13 protein-coding genes and 1 riboswitch are annotated in these 21,230 nt (G+C 31.2%); of the genes, 12 read left to right on the forward strand and 1 reads right to left on the reverse strand.

The features are described 5' to 3' along the window. Nucleotides 1–23: 23 nt before the first annotated feature. The 12 genes from SCHRY_RS00190 to rpoC all read left to right on the forward strand — a co-directional run bounded on the left by SCHRY_RS00190 (nucleotide 24) and on the right by rpoC (nucleotide 20,284). The gene (locus SCHRY_RS00190) at nucleotides 24–1,433 is read left to right on the forward strand and encodes a hypothetical protein (RefSeq protein WP_016338451.1); all 1,410 of its coding nucleotides are present in this window, start codon (nucleotides 24–26) and stop codon (nucleotides 1,431–1,433) included. A gap of 15 nt (nucleotides 1,434–1,448) precedes the next feature. Beyond that, complete coding sequence (locus SCHRY_RS00195) at nucleotides 1,449–1,973, forward strand: L-threonylcarbamoyladenylate synthase (RefSeq protein WP_016338452.1); 525 nt, start codon at nucleotides 1,449–1,451, stop codon at nucleotides 1,971–1,973. Nucleotides 1,974–1,982: 9 nt separating this feature from the next. Continuing rightward, entirely contained in the window at nucleotides 1,983–2,357 is a 375-nt protein-coding gene (locus SCHRY_RS00200; RefSeq protein WP_016338453.1) for a hypothetical protein, read from the forward strand. A gap of 105 nt (nucleotides 2,358–2,462) precedes the next feature. Further along, on the forward strand, nucleotides 2,463–3,470 hold the full coding sequence (locus SCHRY_RS00205; RefSeq protein ID WP_016338454.1) for a hypothetical protein: 1,008 nt from the start codon (nucleotides 2,463–2,465) through the stop codon (nucleotides 3,468–3,470). 10 nt (nucleotides 3,471–3,480) lie between these two features. Further along, nucleotides 3,481–5,727: a hypothetical protein gene (locus SCHRY_RS00210; protein WP_016338455.1), complete on the forward strand. Its 2,247-nt coding sequence runs from the start codon at nucleotides 3,481–3,483 to the stop codon at nucleotides 5,725–5,727. Nucleotides 5,728–5,874: 147 nt separating this feature from the next. Continuing rightward, nucleotides 5,875–5,974: riboswitch (purine riboswitch) on the forward strand. A gap of 212 nt (nucleotides 5,975–6,186) precedes the next feature. Then, the gene (locus tag SCHRY_RS00215) at nucleotides 6,187–7,611 is read left to right on the forward strand and encodes a BMP family ABC transporter substrate-binding protein (protein WP_016338456.1); all 1,425 of its coding nucleotides are present in this window, start codon (nucleotides 6,187–6,189) and stop codon (nucleotides 7,609–7,611) included. 27 nt (nucleotides 7,612–7,638) lie between these two features. Next, on the forward strand, nucleotides 7,639–9,204 hold the full coding sequence (locus SCHRY_RS00220) for an ABC transporter ATP-binding protein (protein WP_016338457.1): 1,566 nt from the start codon (nucleotides 7,639–7,641) through the stop codon (nucleotides 9,202–9,204). Then, nucleotides 9,188–11,350 carry an ABC transporter permease subunit gene (locus tag SCHRY_RS00225; protein WP_016338458.1) on the forward strand — a complete coding sequence of 721 codons (2,163 nt, stop codon included), beginning with the start codon at nucleotides 9,188–9,190 and terminating at the stop codon, nucleotides 11,348–11,350. The genes SCHRY_RS00220 and SCHRY_RS00225 overlap by 17 nt, the downstream gene beginning before the upstream one ends. A gap of 2 nt (nucleotides 11,351–11,352) precedes the next feature. Beyond that, the gene (locus SCHRY_RS00230) at nucleotides 11,353–12,267 is read left to right on the forward strand and encodes an ABC transporter permease (RefSeq protein WP_016338459.1); all 915 of its coding nucleotides are present in this window, start codon (nucleotides 11,353–11,355) and stop codon (nucleotides 12,265–12,267) included. Between the two features lie 78 nt (nucleotides 12,268–12,345). Next, nucleotides 12,346–12,501 carry a hypothetical protein gene (locus SCHRY_RS05405; protein WP_016338460.1) on the forward strand — a complete coding sequence of 52 codons (156 nt, stop codon included), beginning with the start codon at nucleotides 12,346–12,348 and terminating at the stop codon, nucleotides 12,499–12,501. A gap of 138 nt (nucleotides 12,502–12,639) precedes the next feature. Beyond that, a complete protein-coding gene (gene rpoB, locus SCHRY_RS00235; RefSeq protein WP_016338461.1) occupies nucleotides 12,640–16,518 on the forward strand; it encodes a DNA-directed RNA polymerase subunit beta in 3,879 nt (1,292 codons plus the stop codon). A gap of 13 nt (nucleotides 16,519–16,531) precedes the next feature. After that, nucleotides 16,532–20,284: a DNA-directed RNA polymerase subunit beta' gene (gene rpoC / locus SCHRY_RS00240; RefSeq protein ID WP_016338462.1), complete on the forward strand. Its 3,753-nt coding sequence runs from the start codon at nucleotides 16,532–16,534 to the stop codon at nucleotides 20,282–20,284. 60 nt (nucleotides 20,285–20,344) lie between these two features. Here rpoC and SCHRY_RS00245 read toward each other — a convergent pair whose 3' ends face one another. After that, the gene (locus tag SCHRY_RS00245; protein ID WP_016338463.1) at nucleotides 20,345–21,115 is read right to left on the reverse strand and encodes a hypothetical protein; all 771 of its coding nucleotides are present in this window, start codon (nucleotides 21,113–21,115) and stop codon (nucleotides 20,345–20,347) included. Between the last annotated feature and the right edge of the window lie 115 nt (nucleotides 21,116–21,230).

Genomic DNA, 21,230 nt, shown 5'->3' on the forward strand with positions numbered 1-21,230 from the left:
AACTAACAGAAGGGGGTAAAGTGATGGATAGTAAAGTAAGAAATGCTAAAAAATGAAAATTAATTGTAAAAGCTTATTTGCTTGTTATTGCTGTTATGATTCCATACTTTATTTTTATGTATGTTTCACATACTAATTCTGTTTTAAAAAATTATTTTGATTTTATTGAAGAAACACCTAGTGAAATTTTAAATATTTTTACAACAGCAAAATTACCTGGGCGTTTAGAAATCTTTTCTTTTTCATATCTTGCCTTAGCAATTACATGCGCTAGTTTTTTATTATCAGGTTTTTATTTGGCTGCTTATGATGTAAAAAATAATTGGAGTAATAATAAAATGATTTTAGTTGGAACACTATCAATTATTGCTTTTTTATTTGTTGCATCATTTATGTTTTCAATGTCAGAATATGCTTATGATAAAGTTGATGAATGATGTCGTTCGTTACGGGGAGGTTATGACGGGCCAGAGTTTATTAAAAATATTGAAGATATGATTCCTGTTGATTTACCAGGCCGTGAAGCCTTAATTCAAAAATTATCTAATTTAGCGACAGGACCAGGAACAAATAATGTTTATCCATTACGTTGAATGGGAGTTAATACAATTTGATGAGTTACAGGGATTCAAACCGTGATTATTTTATATATTATTTTGAAATTAGGCTTCCGTCTTGAACGTCTTTTTAATACCAATATTAATTTAGCAAAAAATGAAGAACTTGTTGTCTTAAAAGATACTTTTAATCAAGGGGCTGCTCGAAAAATTTTAAGTTTATTTTTAATTCCAAATGAATTTAATATTTCGTTATGGATTATTATTTGTTCGGCAATGGTCTTTACTCCGCAAGTAATTTATACATTTAAAATTAATTTATCATTTACTGCTGCTCATCAATTTATTTTATTTTCGTTTTTATATCCATTTTTAACACGTAATGCCATTATTCCAGGAACAAGTTCATCACTTGAACAACCAAATGTTGATTACTATGATATTATGAGTAAAAATCCAGGGAATTCAGATTTGATTTTTGTCTTACCAATTATTGTGATTGCCTTAATTACAACTTTATTATTGGGGTTTGCCTTTATTATGATTAATAAACCAAATATTTCAAAAATAGGTTTTATTAATTTATATATTGGATTTTTAGTTATTGGGGGAATATCGTTAACAGCTTTTTTAGTCTCACAAAATGAATTAAATTCTGTGATTGATTTCTGAAATTCACAAAGTGATGAGTTTAAAAGAACTGTAACCAAACCACTGTTTGGGACAACAAAAATTGATTATTTTTGATTACATGGTAATGAATTAGTCGCTAGTGCAATTTTATCATTTTCCTTTATTTTTGCCTTATTAGCAATTGGGATTTCACACATTTTAAAAATTAAGCAAGGGAAAATTATTGCTCCGATAAAAAAATAACGGGAGGAAAAGGCAATGGAACAATATCAAATTAATAATCAAAAAGAAATTATTGCCTTATTTAAGACAGGCAAAGTTTTAATTATTCCAACTGATACAATATATGGTTTAGCTTGTACGATTGATAATCGCACTGGAAAAGAACGAATCTATCAGTTAAAACACCGTCCGGTAACAATGGAATTAGCAATTATTGTTAGCTCCTTGAGGATGGCTAAAAAATTAGTCAAAATCACAAAAACAGCAATAAAGATTTTAAGGGATAAAACATCAGTTACTATAATAGGAGAAAGTAAAGTTAAAAATTTATCAAATAATGGCCGCTTAGCTGTTCGAATAACAAAAGCAAAATGATTACAACGAGTAATTAAAAAAGTTGGTCCAATTTATGCAACAAGTGTGAATAAAACAGGGGAACACCCAGCAATTAATTTAACAGAATTACAACAATTTAATGTTGATGGAATTGTCTATGATGGACAGCTTGATAATCCACCATCAAAGATTTTTGATTTAGCAACCCAACAGTTTATTCGGTAGGAGGAAATTATGGAAGTAAAAAAGAAACAAATAAAATGAACTAAAATTATTAATTTAACAGCAATTATACTATTAACAGTTTTAACAATAATTTTTAGTGTCTTAATTGTCATTGATCAAAAAAAATTTATTATTGCCTTTGCCTTTAGTGTCTTATTTTTAGGACTATGAGTTGGGGTCTATTTTTTAATTGTTTTTTTAGGTAGCAATAAAGAAGCAATTAAAAGTGGAGCAAAAAAATTAGTTAGCGATTATCGTAAAAAACCAACGTCTCCAAATCCGAGTGATAACGAAAAACCGACAAGTAAGGCTGAAAAGATTAAGAAATTAGAGGCTGAAATTGCAAAATTAAAGGCGCAAGATGAGGAATCAGATATAAAATAAAGGCATAATATAATATCAAATTGCATTTTAAAATGCAATTTTTTTAGCGATTTTTTTTAAAAATATGTTATAATTAATACGTGGTTAAATATAGGAGGGCTAAGTATGTATATAAATCCATTTGAAAGAATGAAAGGTCTGAAAACAGAAGTTAAAAATGAATCGACACTTAGCAATAGTAAAAAAGAACTAGATTATGATATGCTCGCGGGTAATTTAAATAAGGGGCAAATGGGAGTATTAAATCAATTACATTCCAATAATAAAGCTGCTCATAATGAACTCAAGCCAGCAACTATGAGAGCTACAAGTCGCGAATTTCAAATGACTGATTATGAAATTATTAAAGATATTTCAAAGACATTAAAAAGTAATACAAATGATATTCAATTTTATTTAGCATTATATCACCATGATGGTAATTTAATTTCGGAAATATCAGAATCACTTTTTTTAATGCCAGTTGTTAATATTAACGTGGCAAAAAATGATTTATACCTTGATCCATTTTTATTTCTTTTGAAAAAAATTGTTAAAGGGTTACCAAAAATCAGTTTTGAAGATAAAAAAGTATTATGAGATCGGATCAAATTATTTGCAAGACTTTTAAAAAGTGATGAAATTGCGAATAAGAAAGTAGATGCTAATTCAGAAGTAATTATTAATGAATTAGAATTTGATGACCCGATTGAATATATTCGCAAGGAATTTGAAGAAATTATTCGAGCATATGATTTAAAAGAAAAATTTGTAATCGTCTTTAACAAAATTAATGACTATAAGAAATTTAAAAATACGTTAAATTTAATTGAAGCAATTTTTCAAGGTTTACCAATTTTTAAATTTATTATTGGTGTCAATGAGAATGTATTAGACCAATATGGGCAAGATGTTTATGGAACAAATTTAACAGATAATTTACAACATAGTGAGTTATCAATTTATGCAAAAAAATATCTTCTACATGAAGAAAATACCGAGGAAAATTACGATGCAGAAGGAGCGAATCTTGAAGATAGCTTTTTATCAACCACAGAATTAAATGAACCGGTGGAAAAAACTAATCCACCGAAATATGATTACTGAGCAATGCGTAATAAAGTACCAAGATAGGAGAAGAACAATGTTTACATTTTTAGTTACATTCGGGTGGGTGTTAATTATTATCGGATCATTGATCCAAATCTTTGCAGCTGTGCTAAATTTATTAGTAGTTAACGCAGTTGCACTTCCAACAATTATGAATAAAATTAATGATATCTTTCAAACATCAATTTTTAAACAAGACAAAATTTTAGAAACAATTACGGGAACAACATGAACATATGCTGTTAGTGCGTTATTATTATTAGTTGCTGTTGCAACAATCGCATTATCTTCATATGAAATTTTCCGAATTAAACGAGGAAACAAATTATCAAAACCATATATTAAAATTTTACTGGTTGTATTAATTATTGCTTCACTTGTTTTTGGAAAAGTTTCAGCATTAGTTTTAGCCGGATTTGCTTTTATTGGGCTATTATTTATTGAAGCAGTTCTATTTGATCTAGATGCTTTAAAAAATTATGCTGATGAAAGAAACATGATTATTATTTATCGTGAAGATAAAAAAGTTGAAAGAGAGATTGAGCAAGAGGGAAAGCAGCTTGGAAGTGCAACTTTGGGTCACCCAAAAGTTACCGCAAAGAAAAAAAAACGCGTATTAAATTTAGACGCAAATGATTACGCCGCCGCGGTTGATAAAACCGAACAAGAAAAAAAAATACAGCAAGAAACAATTACAGAAATGTTTACAATCAAAGATGATGTTAAGACGGTTGAAATTACCAACTTAATTGATGATCTTAATAAAGTAAACAAAAAAGAAGATATTACGCAATCAACAGGAAAAGAAACGGAAAAAGTTAGTTTTTCACCAAACTCATATGATTATGATAAAGAGCAACCAACAGTTTTAACACCAGAATCTGCATTTAAACCAGCAACAGCTGAAGTTGTACCAACTGAGGAAAAAGAAACAGAAATTAGTTTCTTGGATACTGCTATTGATGATGAACCAGTTACAAATCGTAAGCATGATAAAATCTATCAAGAAGCCTTATTAATTAACGAATTAATTGAAAAACAAATTAATGAAAAAAATGAACCAAATAAAGTAGTTGTTAAAAATATTAATTATTATAATAGACTTGCACAAAAAGCAAATAAGTTAGCTAATAAATTTAAATTAAACAATGAAGTTCTTTTACCATTAATGGAAGTGCAAGAAGTAATCGGAGATAACAGTCAATCAACAGCTGATTTCCTAGAAGGTTTAATTACCGATGAATCAGGGACACAAGGTAGTGAAATTCCAACGGACCAGCCAGTGGAAGAAAATGATGAAGAATTTAGCAATTTTTTTGATAAATTATTAGAAGAAGAAGTTTCACCAACACTGAATTCAGATAATGAAGAGGGAAATGCCAAGCATTATACTACAGGGTTTGCAAACTTTGATTTGTCTGAAACAACACCAGTTGTTGATAAAGCAGTTGAAAACGAACCAGAATTATTAGAAGATATTATTACTTTTGATGCTAAGGTAGAAGAAAAACTAGTTTCTTCACCAGTAACCTCAGAAGATACTTTTGTTGCTAGTGATATTGTTATGGATAAACAAGGTGCTACACCGGAATTATTAGATGATATTATTGTTTCAAAACCAGTTAAATCATCATTAGTAACAGAAACACCAAAAGAAGAAGTTAGCAATTTTGAAGAATCATATAGTTTAGATGAATTTGATGAAAAAATAAATAATGATACTATTTTTTCAGAAAGTTTTGATGAAAAAGTTGATAATTCATTCACAACACAAACAAATGGTAATGATAGCACATCATATCACAAATTAACCGAATTAATTAATAGTTCAATTGCGACACAACAAGAACAATCGAAAGTATTAAATAATTTACAAGAAAATTTACAAGAATTAAATCAAAAAGTTGAAGTTTTAGAAGCGGAAACAGGACAAGTTAATGCCAAAATTAATGAAATAGAAATAAATACAGCGGCAATTAGAGCAACTGAAGCTCAATATGCTAATGGGCTAACTTCATTATTAGAAGGTAAAAATATTGGGATTAATCCAGGGCGTTATAGTCTATATAGTAAAGCTGGATATTCAAATACTTATGCTACGCAAGAAGTATCCCCTAGCGCCTACCAAACACGCGCAAAAAACTATTTAATTGATGATTTAGGAAATATTGTAATTAATACAAATGGAATTACATACGAACATATTAATTTACATAATATTGCAAAATATACAAGAAAAGATGTTGCTTTTGTTGAAAATTGCCCATTATGTAAAAAATAAAACCTTTTATAAATCGAAAAATGAGAAAAAAAATTCTCATTTTTTTATTACCAAAATGCTAGAAATTCGGGGAAAGGAAAAAAATAAACCGAAAAGTTAATGCTAGCATCTTGGTTTTCTTGTCATAATTTGTTATATTAAAATTGTAAAATTAAATAGTAATTAACCATTATAAACTAGAAATATGGTCTAGTGTTTCTACGTCCAACCAATGTAAAGGGACTCTAGTGGTTGATGTTTTACAACATTAACTTTATTTGTCAAATAAAGACATGGCTTAGTTAGTTTTTCATTTTACACCATCTGAAAATCTGGTAATTAAATGAAACTTTAACTTGGATTAAAGATTATTTAAAAATTAGATAATTAGAATAATTAAGAAAATTTAATAAAACATTAGGGGCGATTAAATTTATTAAAATTTATATTACTTTAATACGACAGAAAGAGGTAAAAACAATGCGAAAACTTTTTAGTATTTTAACAGCCTCATCATTATTAGTCACATCAACATTTTCTGTTGTGGCCTGTGCCAAAAAATATGACTTTAATAGTAATGTATGAGTTATTACCGATGGGGGAACCATTAATGATTTATCTTTTAATCAGTCCGCTTGAGAAGGGGCTAGCAAATTTGTTGTTGAACAAAAAACCGGGGAGCTACCAGAAAACTGAAAAGATGTAAATTCACGAGCAAGTTACTTTGAACCGTCAGGACATACACCATCAGATTATAAGACTGGTTATGTTACTGCTAAAATTGCCGGGGCTAAAACATTAGTTTTACCAGGTTTTGTCCATGGTAACACGATTGGTTGAGCAGCTGATCTGGTTGATAATATTATTTACATTGATGGTAGTGGTCAAGGAATTCATGCGCAAATGAAACCAGACCGACCACTTGTTAAAAATATTGTTGGAATTACTTATCAAGCTGAAACATCAGGGTTCTTGGCAGGAATTGGAACAGCAATTTATTTAAATGCCCACCAAGAAGAATACGCTGGTAATTTAAACATTGGGGTTTATGGGGGAATGGATAATCCTGTGGCAACCTCAAATTACCTATGAGGGTTCTTAACGGCGAGTGATATCTTTAATGAAATCATTTTAGGAGATAATTCACAATATCCTAATTTAGGAAAATTAAGTGCGATGGTAAAACAAGCAGTGTTAGATTTACGAACAACGCAAAACTTGGCGGGAGAAAATAATAAAGCATTTGAACTAAAACGAGTTAACAAAGTTCAAAAAGTGTTAGAAAAAAATGAATCTTGATTTTCCCAATCTTTCCAAGCAGGAGAAGGAAAAGCAATTTCTGATGAATTATTATCACGAAAAGCAAGTATAATTTTCCCTGTTGCGGGACCACAAACCCAAGATACAATTGACCGAATTCAGTATAATAAATCAAACGCCAAAGTAGTTGGGGTTGATACTGAGCAGGGAAAAATTTATGGGGAAGACTATATTATTACCAGTGCGTTAAAAGAGATTGTTGAATCAACATATGATGCATTAAATAATATTTATTCACCAGTTTGTGGATATGATAATAATAGTGGGGCTTGAAGCAATGAGCAAGTTGATCCAACACAATGTTGAATTAATACAGACCAATCTTCAGCTGATCATCCAACTTGAACAGGGATTGAAACAACAAAATCAGTGCCAAAAAATTTAGTTAATTTAATTCATAGTAGTGATATTAGTAGTAAAACTGTGTTTGATGAAATAGCTGATGTCTTACAAAAATTATATAATGGTACAGCTGGGACAGATAAAATTGCCTCAGAGTTATTTAACCAAACTTTAACAAAAACATATGATGACCAAAACCAAGTAAAAGCTTGAATATTGCAAAAAATTAATGAAGCTTTATAAGCTGAAACTAAGAAAGGAATCGGTTTAATGGATAAGATAAATAAATATGCGATTGAAATGCGCAATATTACAAAAGTATTTGGTGAGGTTATTGCAAATGATGATGTAACGTTAAAGATTAAAAAAGGAGAAATACATGCCTTAATTGGTGAAAATGGGGCAGGAAAATCAACTTTAATGAGTATTCTATTTGGTTTATATGAACCAACGAAAGGTGAAATTTTTGTTAACGGTAGCCAAGAGTATATTTCAGGGCCAATTAAGGCCAACAAACTAGGGATTGGGATGGTTCACCAACACTTTAAGTTGGTTGATATCTTTACAGTCCTAGATAATATTGTTTTAGGAGATGAAAAGACCAAAGGAAAAGTCTTTTTAGATCGCCAACGCGAAATTCGGGAAATTGCCCAAATTGCAATGAAATATAATTTGCAAGTTGACTTTAATACTAAAATTGCCAACATTTCAGTTGGGATGCAACAACGGGTAGAAATTTTAAAAATTTTATACCGGGGAGCAGATATTTTAGTTTTTGATGAACCAACAGCTGTTTTAACACCCCAAGAAATTGAAGGATTATTAAAAATTATTTTAGATTTAAAAGCCGATGGAAAAACAATTATTTTTATTTCGCATAAATTGGATGAAGTAAAAAAAATTGCTGATCGCGCAACTGTTATTCGCCGGGGAAAAGTAATCGAAACTTTTGATATTAAGGATAAAAGCCAGGAAGAAATTGCCCAGGCAATGGTTGGTCGCCAATTGGTTGAAATTAAAAATAAAGGTCAAGCAGCAGGGAATGAAACATTATTGCGAATTGAAAATTTATCAATTAAGAAAAAGGGAATTACAAAACTCTTGGCCCTTGATAATTTTAATTTAGAAGTTAAAACTGGGGAAATTGTCGCAATTGCTGGGGTTGAAGGAAATGGTCAAAGCGAGTTAGTTCGGGCAATTACCGGGTTAGAAAAAGTTAACAAAGGTAAAATTGTTTTTAATAATATTGATGTAACAAAAGTTAATATTCATCAAAAATATAGTATTGGAATGGCACATATTCCTGAAGATCGTCAAAAATATGGGTTAGTCTTAGATTTTAGTGTTATTGATAATGTAGTTTTACAAAATATTAATGAAAAACCATTTGCTAATTATGGTTTATTAAACAAAGCAGAAATTCAACTATATGCCCAAAACATTATTAATAAATATGATGTTCGGGGGACAAGTGCTGGATTTGCGATGGCACGCAGTTTATCAGGGGGAAACCAACAAAAATTAATTGTTGGCCGTGAATTATCACGTGATCATAATATTTTAATTGTTGTCCAACCAACGCGAGGATTAGATGTTGGGGCAATTGAATATATCCACCAAAAAATTTTAGAAGAAAAAGCTAATGGCAAAGCGGTATTATTAATCTCATATGAATTAGAAGAAATTATGAGTTTAGCTGACCGTATTGTGGTTATTCATAGTGGTCATATTACTGGAAATGTTCCAAACCATAAAATTAAACGCGAAGAAATTGGTTTAATGATGGCCGGAAAATATCATTTGAAAGGAGAACAAAGTCATGGGGAACATCGTTAAAAATAAGACGTGATTAGTGACACAAAAAACAAGGATCTTCTTTCGCTCTAATGAATTTAAAAACAAAATGAATGTTGTTAAAGCTTCTCTTTGCGCGATTTTAGTCGGTTTTTTACTAAGTTTTATTATTATTGGGATTAATGGCAGCAACCCATTCCTATTTTTTCAATATGTTTTTAAGCTAGCCTTTCACCCGTTATTACAAAATACAACTCTAACATATTGAGCAATTTATATCGTTGCTGGGCTAGCAGTTGCTGTTGGCTTTAAAGCCGGATTATTTAACATCGGAATTCCAGGGCAAATGTTACTAGCAGGAAGTATGTCAATTGTGTTAGGACTAAAAAATCCTGCCATTTCACAAGGAGCTGGTGTTGTTGGGGCAATTGCGATTTCAATTTTAGTTGGAGCCGGATTAGCCGCGATTGCGGGAGTACTAAAAGCCTTCTTTAATATTCATGAAGTTGTTTCAACAATTATGTTAAATTGAATTGTTTGATACGTAATGAAATGAATGTTTATGGATCTTAAGAATGGGCTATGAAATGCCAATAATAATTCAAGTATTGATATTACAACAGCTGCTCCAAACTTTAATCTAGCAATTAATGAGCAAACATGAATCATTCCAATGATTATTGCTGTTATTTTATTAGTTGGTGTTATCTTTATGATGAATTACACCGTGTTAGGGTTCCGAATTAAGGCGGTTGGGAAATCAAAAACAGCCTCATTATATGCGGGAACAAATATTAAAGCTTACACAATTGCTTCAATGGCGATATCGGGAGGAATTGCTGGAATCTTGGGAATGATTTATTATATGACCGAGTCAACGGTAATTCAGTTTTCAACCGATGCTTTACCAGTAATTGGGTTTGATGCAATTGCTGTTGCCTTGGTAGCTTTTACCAATGCCGTGTCAATTGTTCCAATTGCCTTACTATGAGCGATTATTAAAACAGCAGCAATGCAAGCAACACAATTACCACAGTTTCAAATGTCAAAAGAAATGGGACAATTAATCTTTGGTTTAATTATTTATATGACAGCGATTTCAGCCGTTTTTATCTACTTTAAACCAATCCTATGGTTCCGTCGTTGGTTAAATATTCAGAAAAATCCTGAATTTAAAGCAGAAGATCAAACTTATCAAAAAGAAATTAAAAATAATAAGTTAAAAATTAAAGCGATTAATAAAGAATACCGTCTTAAATTACGTGAATTAAAACAAGCAAAAGATAAGGAAGCAATTGTTACTTTACGTGAAAAAACGAATGAAAAGTTAACAACGTTAGTTGGGCAAAATACAACCTTAAAAATTAGTCGCAAGTTCTTTGTTGATACAAAATATAAAGCTGCGGCTAATTTAGGAAAACGTCGTATTAAAACACAATACAACAAAGCAATTTTTAGTTCAATTGGTTTAGCAATGGATCAATATGTTCAGTTTAAAAATCAATACTATTTGAAAAAGAATGAAGTAAGTATTTTTAAACAAAAACATGCTAAAAAAATGCGTGAGCTAAAAGGAAAAATGCGTGAAGAAATTAAAGCGCTAAGGAAAGCATATAAAAAAGATTATTTAGTTGAACAAACATTATTACAATCGAGTTATGCTAATTTATTAAGTCGTCATAGTGATGAAATTATTAATTTAAAAGAACAAAATTACCATTTATTTGATGAAATTCAGCAAAAATATGGGGATAACTACCAACAGTTTATTTTAGAAGAAAAGAAAGCAACTAAAACAATTGAAGAGCAAATTAAGGCGCTAAAAAAACAACAAAAACTTGAAGTAGTTGCTTTTAAACAAAATTATAAAGTAAAACGCCAAGAATTATCAAAAAAATTATGAAAAGCACGCAAAGCAAATCAACATGATGAAGAGTTAAAAAGACAAATTAGCAAAATTGTTGAAACTGCAATGGCTGAAATTGCAAATGCTCAAATTCACTATTTAGAAGAACTTATTGTTTTAAAAAATAGTAATCGTGCTAATCAAAAAAATTATGCGCAAGAATATAATGCTAATGTAACATTAATTATTAATGCAGTTAAAGAAGATAATGTTATTTTACGCCAAGAATTATTACGTAAAAAATCACAGTATCATAATAAAACTTTGAAGGGAGGAAAATAACGATGGGAGCAGTTGAACAATTATTTGCTAATGCCTCAGTTCTCTTTGCAGTTTTATTAATTGCGGCAATGGCGGGATTATATTCAGAGCGTGCCGGAATTGTTAATATTGCGATTGATGGAATGATGATCATTGGGGCGTTAACATATGCTTTATTGGGAAAAATGCTATCACAGTATGGTAATGGAATGCAATTAATTGCTTTACTAGGAGCCGGATTAGTTGGAGGATTATTTGCCCTCTTGCATGGTTTTGCCACAATCACCTTAAAATCACAACAAATTATTTCCGGGGTGGCAATTAACTTATTGGCAACAGGATTAGGGTTATTCTTTGTTTCAATTCCTTCTTTAGCAGTCGGAAACATGATTAAAACAGGGTTTACAATTATTGGCATTGACAATGCTAAAATTGTCAATATTTTTGTTATTATTGCTGTTATTCTAGCAATTTTCACCTTTGTTTTCTTTTATTTTACAAAAGCTGGAACACGCTTTGCAGCTTGTGGGGAGAATCCGCATGCAATTGATGCGGCCGGAATTAGTGTTGTTAAAATTCGTTATACAGCCGTAATTATTTCTGGTGTCCTAGCAAGTGTTGCGGGGGCAATGTTTACTCATTTCTTATCAAACCAATTTCGAGGAGATGTCCAAGGGCAAGGCTATATTGCCTTAGCAATTATGATTTTTGGTCAATGACGAATTCAATATATTACCTTAGGAGCAGTGCTATTTAGTTTCTTAATTGCCTTAGCAAGTAGTTTATGACGTTTTGCGGGATGAAATATTGCGGATCCTTCAAATCAATTACTAAAAATCTTACCATTTGTCTTTGCCTTAGTGACAATGGTTGCTTTTTCAAAGTATTCGAAAGTGCCAAAAGCATCCGGAATTCCATTTGACAAAGGTGCACGGTAAAAAAACAGGATAACCTGTTTTTTTCTTTTAAAACAAGGTAAAATATATTAATAAGGTAACAAAAAGGAGGAAAAACAAATGGCAGATTTTGATGCAAAATGTTTTAAATGTATTAACGAACAAACAAAAAAAGGAACAATGGGAGGGGCAAATAGTGTTTTATTTGGTAAAATGCAACAAGGATTAGTTGATTCAACTGATAGTGAAATCTATGTTTGCCCCCGTCATCGTTAAAAAACAAAACGCGAGTAATCGCGCTTTTTTTTGGTAAAATTTTTAATTATTTTAAAATTTCTTGACTTTAATATCAAATCAATATAAAATTGATTAGCATATATTGCGTAGATTTGGAAAAGTGAGGGTAATAATTAGATGGCGCTAAAAGAAAAAGAATTTGGACATTATGCGAAAAGAATTGATTATACAAAAGTAAGTGGGAACCTAGAATTACCAAACCTGATTGAAATTCAAACAGAAACTTATGATTGATTTAAACAAACAGGGATTAGTGAAGTTTTTAATGAAGTATTTCCAATTGTTGGCCATGAAGGTAATATTATTTTAGAAATGTTGGATTGGGAGTTTAAGCAACCAAGAAGAACAATTCCACAAGCAAAAGAAGAGTCAAAAATATTTGAGGCTCCAATTTATTCAAATTTAAAATTAACTATTAATTCAAAAGATATTGAAATTGAAACTGGAATTGTTAAGGGAGAACCAGAGTTAATTAAAGCTTGAATTGAAGAACGCATTGGGCATATGATTACAATTTTAAAAAAATCAGCTGATGTTGTTTACTATGATATTCATACCGGTGACGAAGAGGCAACTTGCACCGTAACAATTAAAGATCGTCAACCAGAAAAATTAATTGTTGACATTATGATTGAAAAGACAGGAGAGGTCTTTTTTGGTGATTTTCCATTAATGACAGGGAAAGGAACTTTTATTATTAATGGTTCAGAAAAAGTTGTTGTTTCACAACTAGTTCGTTCACCAGGAGCATATTATAAAATTGATTTAAACCGTAAAAACGGGGAAAATGTTTACTATGTTGATTTAATTCCATCACGTGGGACATGATTAGAATTTGAATCAGATAACAAAAAAATTAAAACAGAAAAAGAAGAACGCTTTAAAAATGTTTTCTATGTCAAAATTGATAAATCAAGAAAAGTTTCAGTTGCTAACTTATTTACAGCCTTAGGTTTAACAAAAGAAGCTGTTTTTGATATTTTTGGGGATAGTAAATTAGTTCAAAATACTTATGAATTAGAAAACTATACTGGTGATATTGCCTATGATCAAAGTATTGCGGTACAAGAATTATACAAAAAAATTCGTTCAGGAGAAACAGCAACACCAGATGGAGCAACAAAATATCTTTTTGGGTTATTATTTGATAAACGTAAATATGACTTAACAAAAGCTGGGCGTTTTAAATTAATTCAAAAACTATCAGTGGAAAATCGAATTTATAATAAAGTATTAGCCGCTGATATTAAGGATACTAACGGAAAAGTTGTTTTTAGTGAAGGAACCTTAATGGATAAAGAAAACGTGATTAAATTAAAAGGATTGTTACGAACAGGAGCATGTTTAGAAACAATTACTTTTAATGATGAAATTATTTGTAGTGATAAAATCCAAAAAATCCAAATTTACACTGATAATGAAGCTCGTAATAAAATCACAAATATTATTGGAATTGATCCAAACGCAACTGATGAATATATTACTGTTCCTGATATTGTGGCAACATTTTCATATTTATTAAATCTAACAGAAGGAATCGGAGAAGTTGATGATATTGACCATTTAGGAAACCGTCGTGTTCGAACAATTGGGGAATTATTACAAAACCAATTCCGAATTGGGTTATTACGAATTGAAAAAAATGTTAAAGAAAAAATGTCAACATCTTCAAACTTATTTAAGATGAAACCATCAAACATTATTAATAATAAACCATTATCAGCGATTATTGGTGAGTTTTTCAACTTGTCACAGTTATCACAATTTATGGATCAGACAAACCCATTAGCTGAGTTAACAAACAAACGTCGTTTAACAGCTTTAGGACCAGGGGGATTATCAAGAGAACGTGCGGGATTAGAAGTGCGGGATGTCCACTACTCACACTACGGACGAATTTGTCCAATTGAAACGCCAGAAGGGCCAAATATTGGGTTAATTAACAACTTAGCTACTTATGCGAAAATTAATTCATTTGGGTTTATTGAAACACCATACCGAAGAGTAGTTAATAATAAAGTTACAGCCCAAAATGATTATTTAACAGCTGATGAAGAAAAAAACTATGTTGTGGCGCAAGCTAACATCCGTTTAAGCGATAGAGGCGAAATCTTAGATGATCAAGTAATTGCTCGCTTCCAAGGGGAAAATATTATTGCTCCGCGTGATGAAGTTGACTATGTTGACGTTTCACCAAAGCAAATTGTTTCAATCGCAACAAGTTGTATTCCATTTTTAGAAAATGACGATGCTAACCGTGCCTTAATGGGGGCGAACATGCAACGTCAGGCCATCCCATTAATTTCACCAAGTTCACCATATGTTGGAACAGGGGTTGAATATGCTGCTGCTCGTGACTCAGGGTTAGCAATTGTTTCACAATATGATGGAACTGTTGACTTTGTTGATGCGACAAAAATTATTTTAAAAACAAAAGAGGGTCTAAAAACATATTTCTTAGATACTTTTGTGCGTAGTAACCAAGGAACATCATTGACACATGTTCCATTAGTAAAACTTGGGCAAAAAGTTGAAAAAAATCAAATTTTAGCTGATGGACCATCAATTGAAAAAGGGGAATTGGCATTAGGACAAAATGTTGTTGTTGCCTTTACAACTTGAAATGGTTATAACTATGAGGATGCGATTATTGTTTCAGAACGATTAGTGTCAGAAGATGTCTTTACTTCAATTCATATTGAAGAATATACAATTGAACGTCGTCAAACAAAACAAGGACCAGAAGAAATTACTCGTGAAATTCCAAATATTTCAGAAAATGCTCGTAAATTCTTAGATGATGATGGGTTAGTAATTATCGGAACAGAAGTTAAACCGGGTGATATTTTAGTTGGGAAAGTAACACCAAAAGGACAAACCCAATTATCACCAGAAGATAAATTATTACAAGCAATTTTTGGGGAAAAATCAAAAAATGTTAAAGATAATTCGTTACGTGTTCCGAATGGTGGGGAAGGAATTATTCAAGCAATTAAACGTTTCCCACGGGAAAAATATGAACTAGCAGCTGATGTATTAGAAGTAATTAAAGTTTATATTGTTCAAAAACGTAAAATCCAAGAAGGAGATAAAATGGCGGGGCGTCATGGTAATAAAGGGGTTATCTCAAAAATCTTACCATTAGAAGATATGCCACACTTAGAAGACGGAACACCAGTTGATATTATGTTAAACCCATTAGGGGTTCCTTCACGGATGAATATTGGACAGGTGCTAGAAATCCACTTAGGAATGGCCGCTAAAAAATTAGGACAAAAAGTTGCAACACCAGTTTTTGATGGGATGACAAATGATGAACTAATTGAAATTATGAACAAAGCAAATATGAAAAACTTCGGGAAAGAAGTGTTAGTTGATGGGCGAACAGGGGAAAAATTTGATAATCCTGTTTCAGTTGGAGTGATGTACATGCTGAAATTATCACACATGGTTGATGATAAATTACATGCACGGAACGTTGGTCCATACTCATTAATTACCCAACAACCATTAGGAGGAAAAGCTCAAAATGGGGGACAAAGATTTGGGGAAATGGAAGTATGAGCGTTAGAAGCTTATGGAGCCGCCCATACCTTACGGGAAATCTTAACAATTAAATCCGATGATATTAAAGGACGAACAAGAGCTTATGAAGCAATTGTGAAAGATAAAAAAATTCCAGAACCTGGAATTCCAGAATCATTTAATGTTTTAACACGTGAAATTCAAGGATTAGGATTTAATATCCATATGATTGATGAAGAAGGAAATGCTAAAAACATTAATAGTTATGATGAAACTGATTATGTTGATGAAGATTTATTAACAAATACTGTTGATGAATTAGAAGATGAATTTGATATTGATAGTTTTATCTTAAATCCAAATAAAAATAATTTTAATGAAGATGATTATAGTAATGGTGATATTGACGAAGCAGACTTGCTTGGCGATAATGACGCAAGTGATGATGAGCTAGAAAACGAAAGTAATTAGGGGGAAATAAATTATGACAAATTCTAATGATAAAAATAGTCGCATGATTAAAATTGGTTTAGCTAATCCTGATGACATTCGTAGCTGATCATATGGGGAAGTTAAAAAACCAGAAACAATTAACTATAAAACTTTAAAACCAGAAAAAGATGGTTTGTTTGATGAAAAAATCTTTGGACCAACAAAGAACTTTGAATGTTCTTGTGGAAAATATAAAAAATCAAAAAACAAAGGAAAAATTTGTGAACGTTGTGGGGTTGAAATTACTGAAGCAATTGTTCGTCGTGAACGCATGGGACACATTGAGCTAGAAGAACCAGTGTCACATATTTGAATGTTAAAAGCAGCACCAAGTCGAATTTCGTTGATTTTAGATATGAAAACAAAAGAACTAGAAGAAGTAGTTTATTTTGTGTCATACATTGTTTTAGATTCAGGAAATGCTAAAGCTTTAAAACAAAAAATGGTTTTAGACTTAGGGAATGCTAAAACATCAGCGGCAACACGTCAACGATTAACAAAAACATTACGTGAAATTTTAGAAACCCTAAAACCAGGGACAATGACTTATGAAATTGGAGAAACAATGATTGAGGATTTAAAAAATACCTCATTACCATTCTCAATGGATGAATGTACGCAATACATTAGCCGCCATACTGATGCTCGTTTTGGGATTGGGGCGGAAGCAATTGAAACACTGTTAAAAAAATTAGATATTGATAGTGAAATTGAAAAAATTAAAACTGATTTAAAAGGAAAGAAAACGCAATTAGATCAAAACAAATTAATGAAACGCTTAGAAGTATTGGATTCATTAAAAAAATCAGGGTCACGTCCCGAATGAATGATTTTACGCGCTGTGCCAGTAATCCCCCCCGATATTCGTCCAATTATTCAATTGGATGGGGGTCGTTTTACAACTTCCGAAATTAATGACTTGTATCGTCGAATCATTATTCGTAATGAACGGCTAAAAAAAGTTAAATCAATGGGAGCACCAAGTGTGATTGTTAACAATGAAAAAAGGATGTTACAAGAAGCTGTTGATGCCTTATTAGATAATGAACGTAAAGCACGTCCAGTAACGGGGAAAGATAAACGACCATTAAAATCATTAACAAGTATTTTAAAGGGAAAACAAGGTCGTTTCCGTCAAAACTTATTAGGAAAAAGGGTTGACTACTCAGGGCGTTCAGTTATTGCGATTGGACCAGACTTAAAAATGTACCAATGTGGTTTACCACGAGATATGGCGATTACTTTATTTAAACCATTTGTTATCTCACGGTTAGTAAAAGAAGGTTATGCCGCAAACATTAAAGTGGCGGAAAAACTAATCTTAAACCAAGATGATAAAGTTTGAGAAGTACTAGAAGAAGTAATCAAAACACGCCCAGTCTTATTAAACCGGGCACCAACATTACACCGATTAGGAATTCAAGCGTTTGAACCGATACTAGTTAAAGGAAAAGCAATTCGTTTACACCCCTTAGTTACAACGGCGTTTAATGCTGACTTTGATGGGGACCAAATGGCGGTTCACGTGCCAATTACTGATGAAGCTGTGGCCGAAGCACGTAGTTTAATGTTAGGAAGCCGTAATATTTTGGGGCCAAAAGATGGTAAGCCAATTGTAACTCCAACCCAAGATATGGTATTAGGGAACTACTACTTAACTTATGAAGAAAAAGACCAAGTTGGACAAGGAACAATCTTTAAAGATGTTAACGAAGCAATTATTGCTTATGAAACAAGCGCTGTCGGGTTACATGCCTTAGTTGCAATCCCGGTTAATGCTTTCGTTAATAAAGGGTTCAAAGATAGTGACATGAGCAAGTACATTGTTACAACACCAGGGAAAATTATCTTTAACCAAATCTTTAAAGAAGAATTCCCATACTTAAATGAACCAAATGTTGAGAACTTAACAGCTTTACCAAAACGTTGTTTAATTAAGGATGATGTTGATTTAAATGAATACTTAACAACATGAGAAGTTAATTTACCATTCAAGAAAAAAGACTTGTCAAATATTATTGATCGTTACTTTAAGTTGTATGGGGCTAATAAAACAGCGGAAATGCTAGATAACATGAAAAACCTTGGGTTTAAATACTCTGGTAAATCAGGGGTTACTGTTTCAGCGGCTGACGTTAAAGTGTATGATAAAAAACAAGAAGAATTTAAAAAAGCCGATTTAAAAGTAAAAGAAATTAATGATTACTTTAAATTAGGAATGTTAACGGCGCGTGAAAAACAACACCGGATTATTACTGTTTGATCAAAAGTAAAAGACCAAATTCAGTCAGAGTTAGAACATATCTTACGTGAAGATCCAAAAAATCCAATCTTTATGATGGCTGATTCTGGAGCACGGGGGAACGTTTCAAACTTTACGCAGTTAGTTGGGATGCGGGGATTAATGAATAACCCAAAAGGGGATATTATTGAATTGCCAATTAAATCATCATTCCGTGAGGGATTAACCGTATCAGAGTTCTTTATTTCAACCCATGGGGCAAGAAAAGGGATGGCCGATGTGGCCCTAAAAACTGCCGATTCAGGGTACTTAACTCGTCGGTTAGTTGACGTTTCACAAGAAATTATTATTACCGTGAAAGATTGTCATACAAAACGTGGATTTGTTGTTTCCGATATTATTGAACAAAAACACGCAAATATTATTGTGCCATTACATGACCGTTTAGTGGGGAGATATAATTTAAAAGATATCAAACTAAAAGGGGATGTTGTTATTCCAGCTAATACACTATTAACCGAGGAAGATGCTAGTGCCATTGTTAAAAGTGGGATTAAAGAAGTTGTCATTCGTTCAGTATTATCTTGTGAAGCCGATAAAGGAATTTGTCAACGATGTTATGGTAAAAACTTAGCAACAGGTGAAAAAGTGGCGATTGGCGAAGCAGTTGGAACAATTGCAGCCCAATCAATTGGTGAACCAGGAACACAGCTAACAATGCGTACCTTCCATACCGGAGGGGTTGCTGGGGGAGCTGATATTACCCAAGGGTTACCACGGATTAAAGAATTACTTGACGTTACAACACCAAAAGGGTCAATTTCTGTTATTTCGGAAATTGATGGAACAATTAGTGAAATTAAAGATGAGGGTGGAATTCACATCATTTATGTTAAATCAGAAAATGATGAACGTAAATATAAAACCCAATTTAATGCGGTCTTAAGAGTTAAAGTTGGCGAACCGGTTGTGCGTGGTCAAAAATTAACCGAAGGATCAATTAATATTAAAGAATTATTAGAAGTTGCGAAAATTGAAGATGTTCACAATTACATTTTAAAAGAAGTTCAAAAAGTTTACCGTTTACAAGGGATTGAAATTTCGGATAAATATATTGAAATTATCATTAAACAAATGTTGAACAAAGTTAAAATTATCGATGCTGGGGATACTGAGTTATTACCAGGAGAAATTGTGACAATCAAACGCTACCGTAAAGAAACAATTAATGCTGTTCGCGCGATGAAAAAACCACCAACAGCAAAACATGTCATCTTTGGGATTAAAAAAGCCCCATTAGAGTCAGAATCATTCTTAGCATCAGCTTCATTCCAAGATACAACAAGAGTTTTAGTAAAAGCGATTATCAAAGGAAAAGTTGACCGTCTAGAAGGATTAAAAGAAAATATTATGTTAGGACACTTAATTCCAGCAGGTACAGGATTAAAAGATCCAAAAGATATTATCCTTGCCGGAATTCAAGCAAAAGCCGAAGAATATTAGAAATAAAAAAGATTATCCACTGGATATTCTTTTTTTATTTATATAATATATTGATTAGTATTAATTAGACTTAATATTATTTTTATTTGAAACCATTTTAAAAAGTGCTGAAAATGATTGTATTATTTCATATAAATAATATCCATTTTTATAAGTTTTTTCCATTAAGTTATTTAAACATTTTTTTTCTATAATTTTAATAGTAGCTAATAAGGCATAAAGGAAAGCATTTTCACTAACTGTATCTATTTCTAAAAAATTAATTTCTATTGTATTTTTATCAAATCATGTCTTAGAAAAAGCTTCGTAGGCTTTTAAGAATAAATTAAAATTACTTTTTATTCCAGCTTTTTTACCAAGGTTTTTACTTTTTTTAATGATATATTTTTTATTATTTTTTAGTAATAAAATTATTTGATTATTAAAGTTTCATTTATTTAAAAATTCATTATCATTAATTTGCATAATTATATTATTAGTTGGTATATCAAAATTAATTATTTCATTAAATCATTTTAAATTAGAATCATTTTTATGATTTTCATAGTCAAAAAAATTTTTATATGGTTTAGGATTTTTATTTTGACTATATTTTTCGGTAAAAAAATATGAATATTTCTCAATTTCTTTATAAAGCCAATAAATATGATTAATTATAATTTTAATTTCTTTATCTTTTTTATTTATGTATCATATATTTCATAATTTAATGTATTTAATCAATAATGGGATTAAACATATTAAAAGTGTAATTATAACTGCTGATAATGTCCCAATGGCTGTTAACATTTCTCAGTCTATTTTATTTGTATTTTTTATATAAAATTTCATGACTAATGCACCTTCCTACACAATTTATTATACTTATCAAAATGTAAAAAAAACAAATTATTTCTTAAAATTTTGTGCAAAATATATTTGTAATATAATATGCTAAATTTAAAAT

Source organism: Spiroplasma chrysopicola DF-1 (assembly GCF_000400935.1).
Lineage (GTDB): Bacteria > Bacillota_I > Bacilli_A > Mycoplasmatales > Mycoplasmataceae > Spiroplasma > Spiroplasma chrysopicola.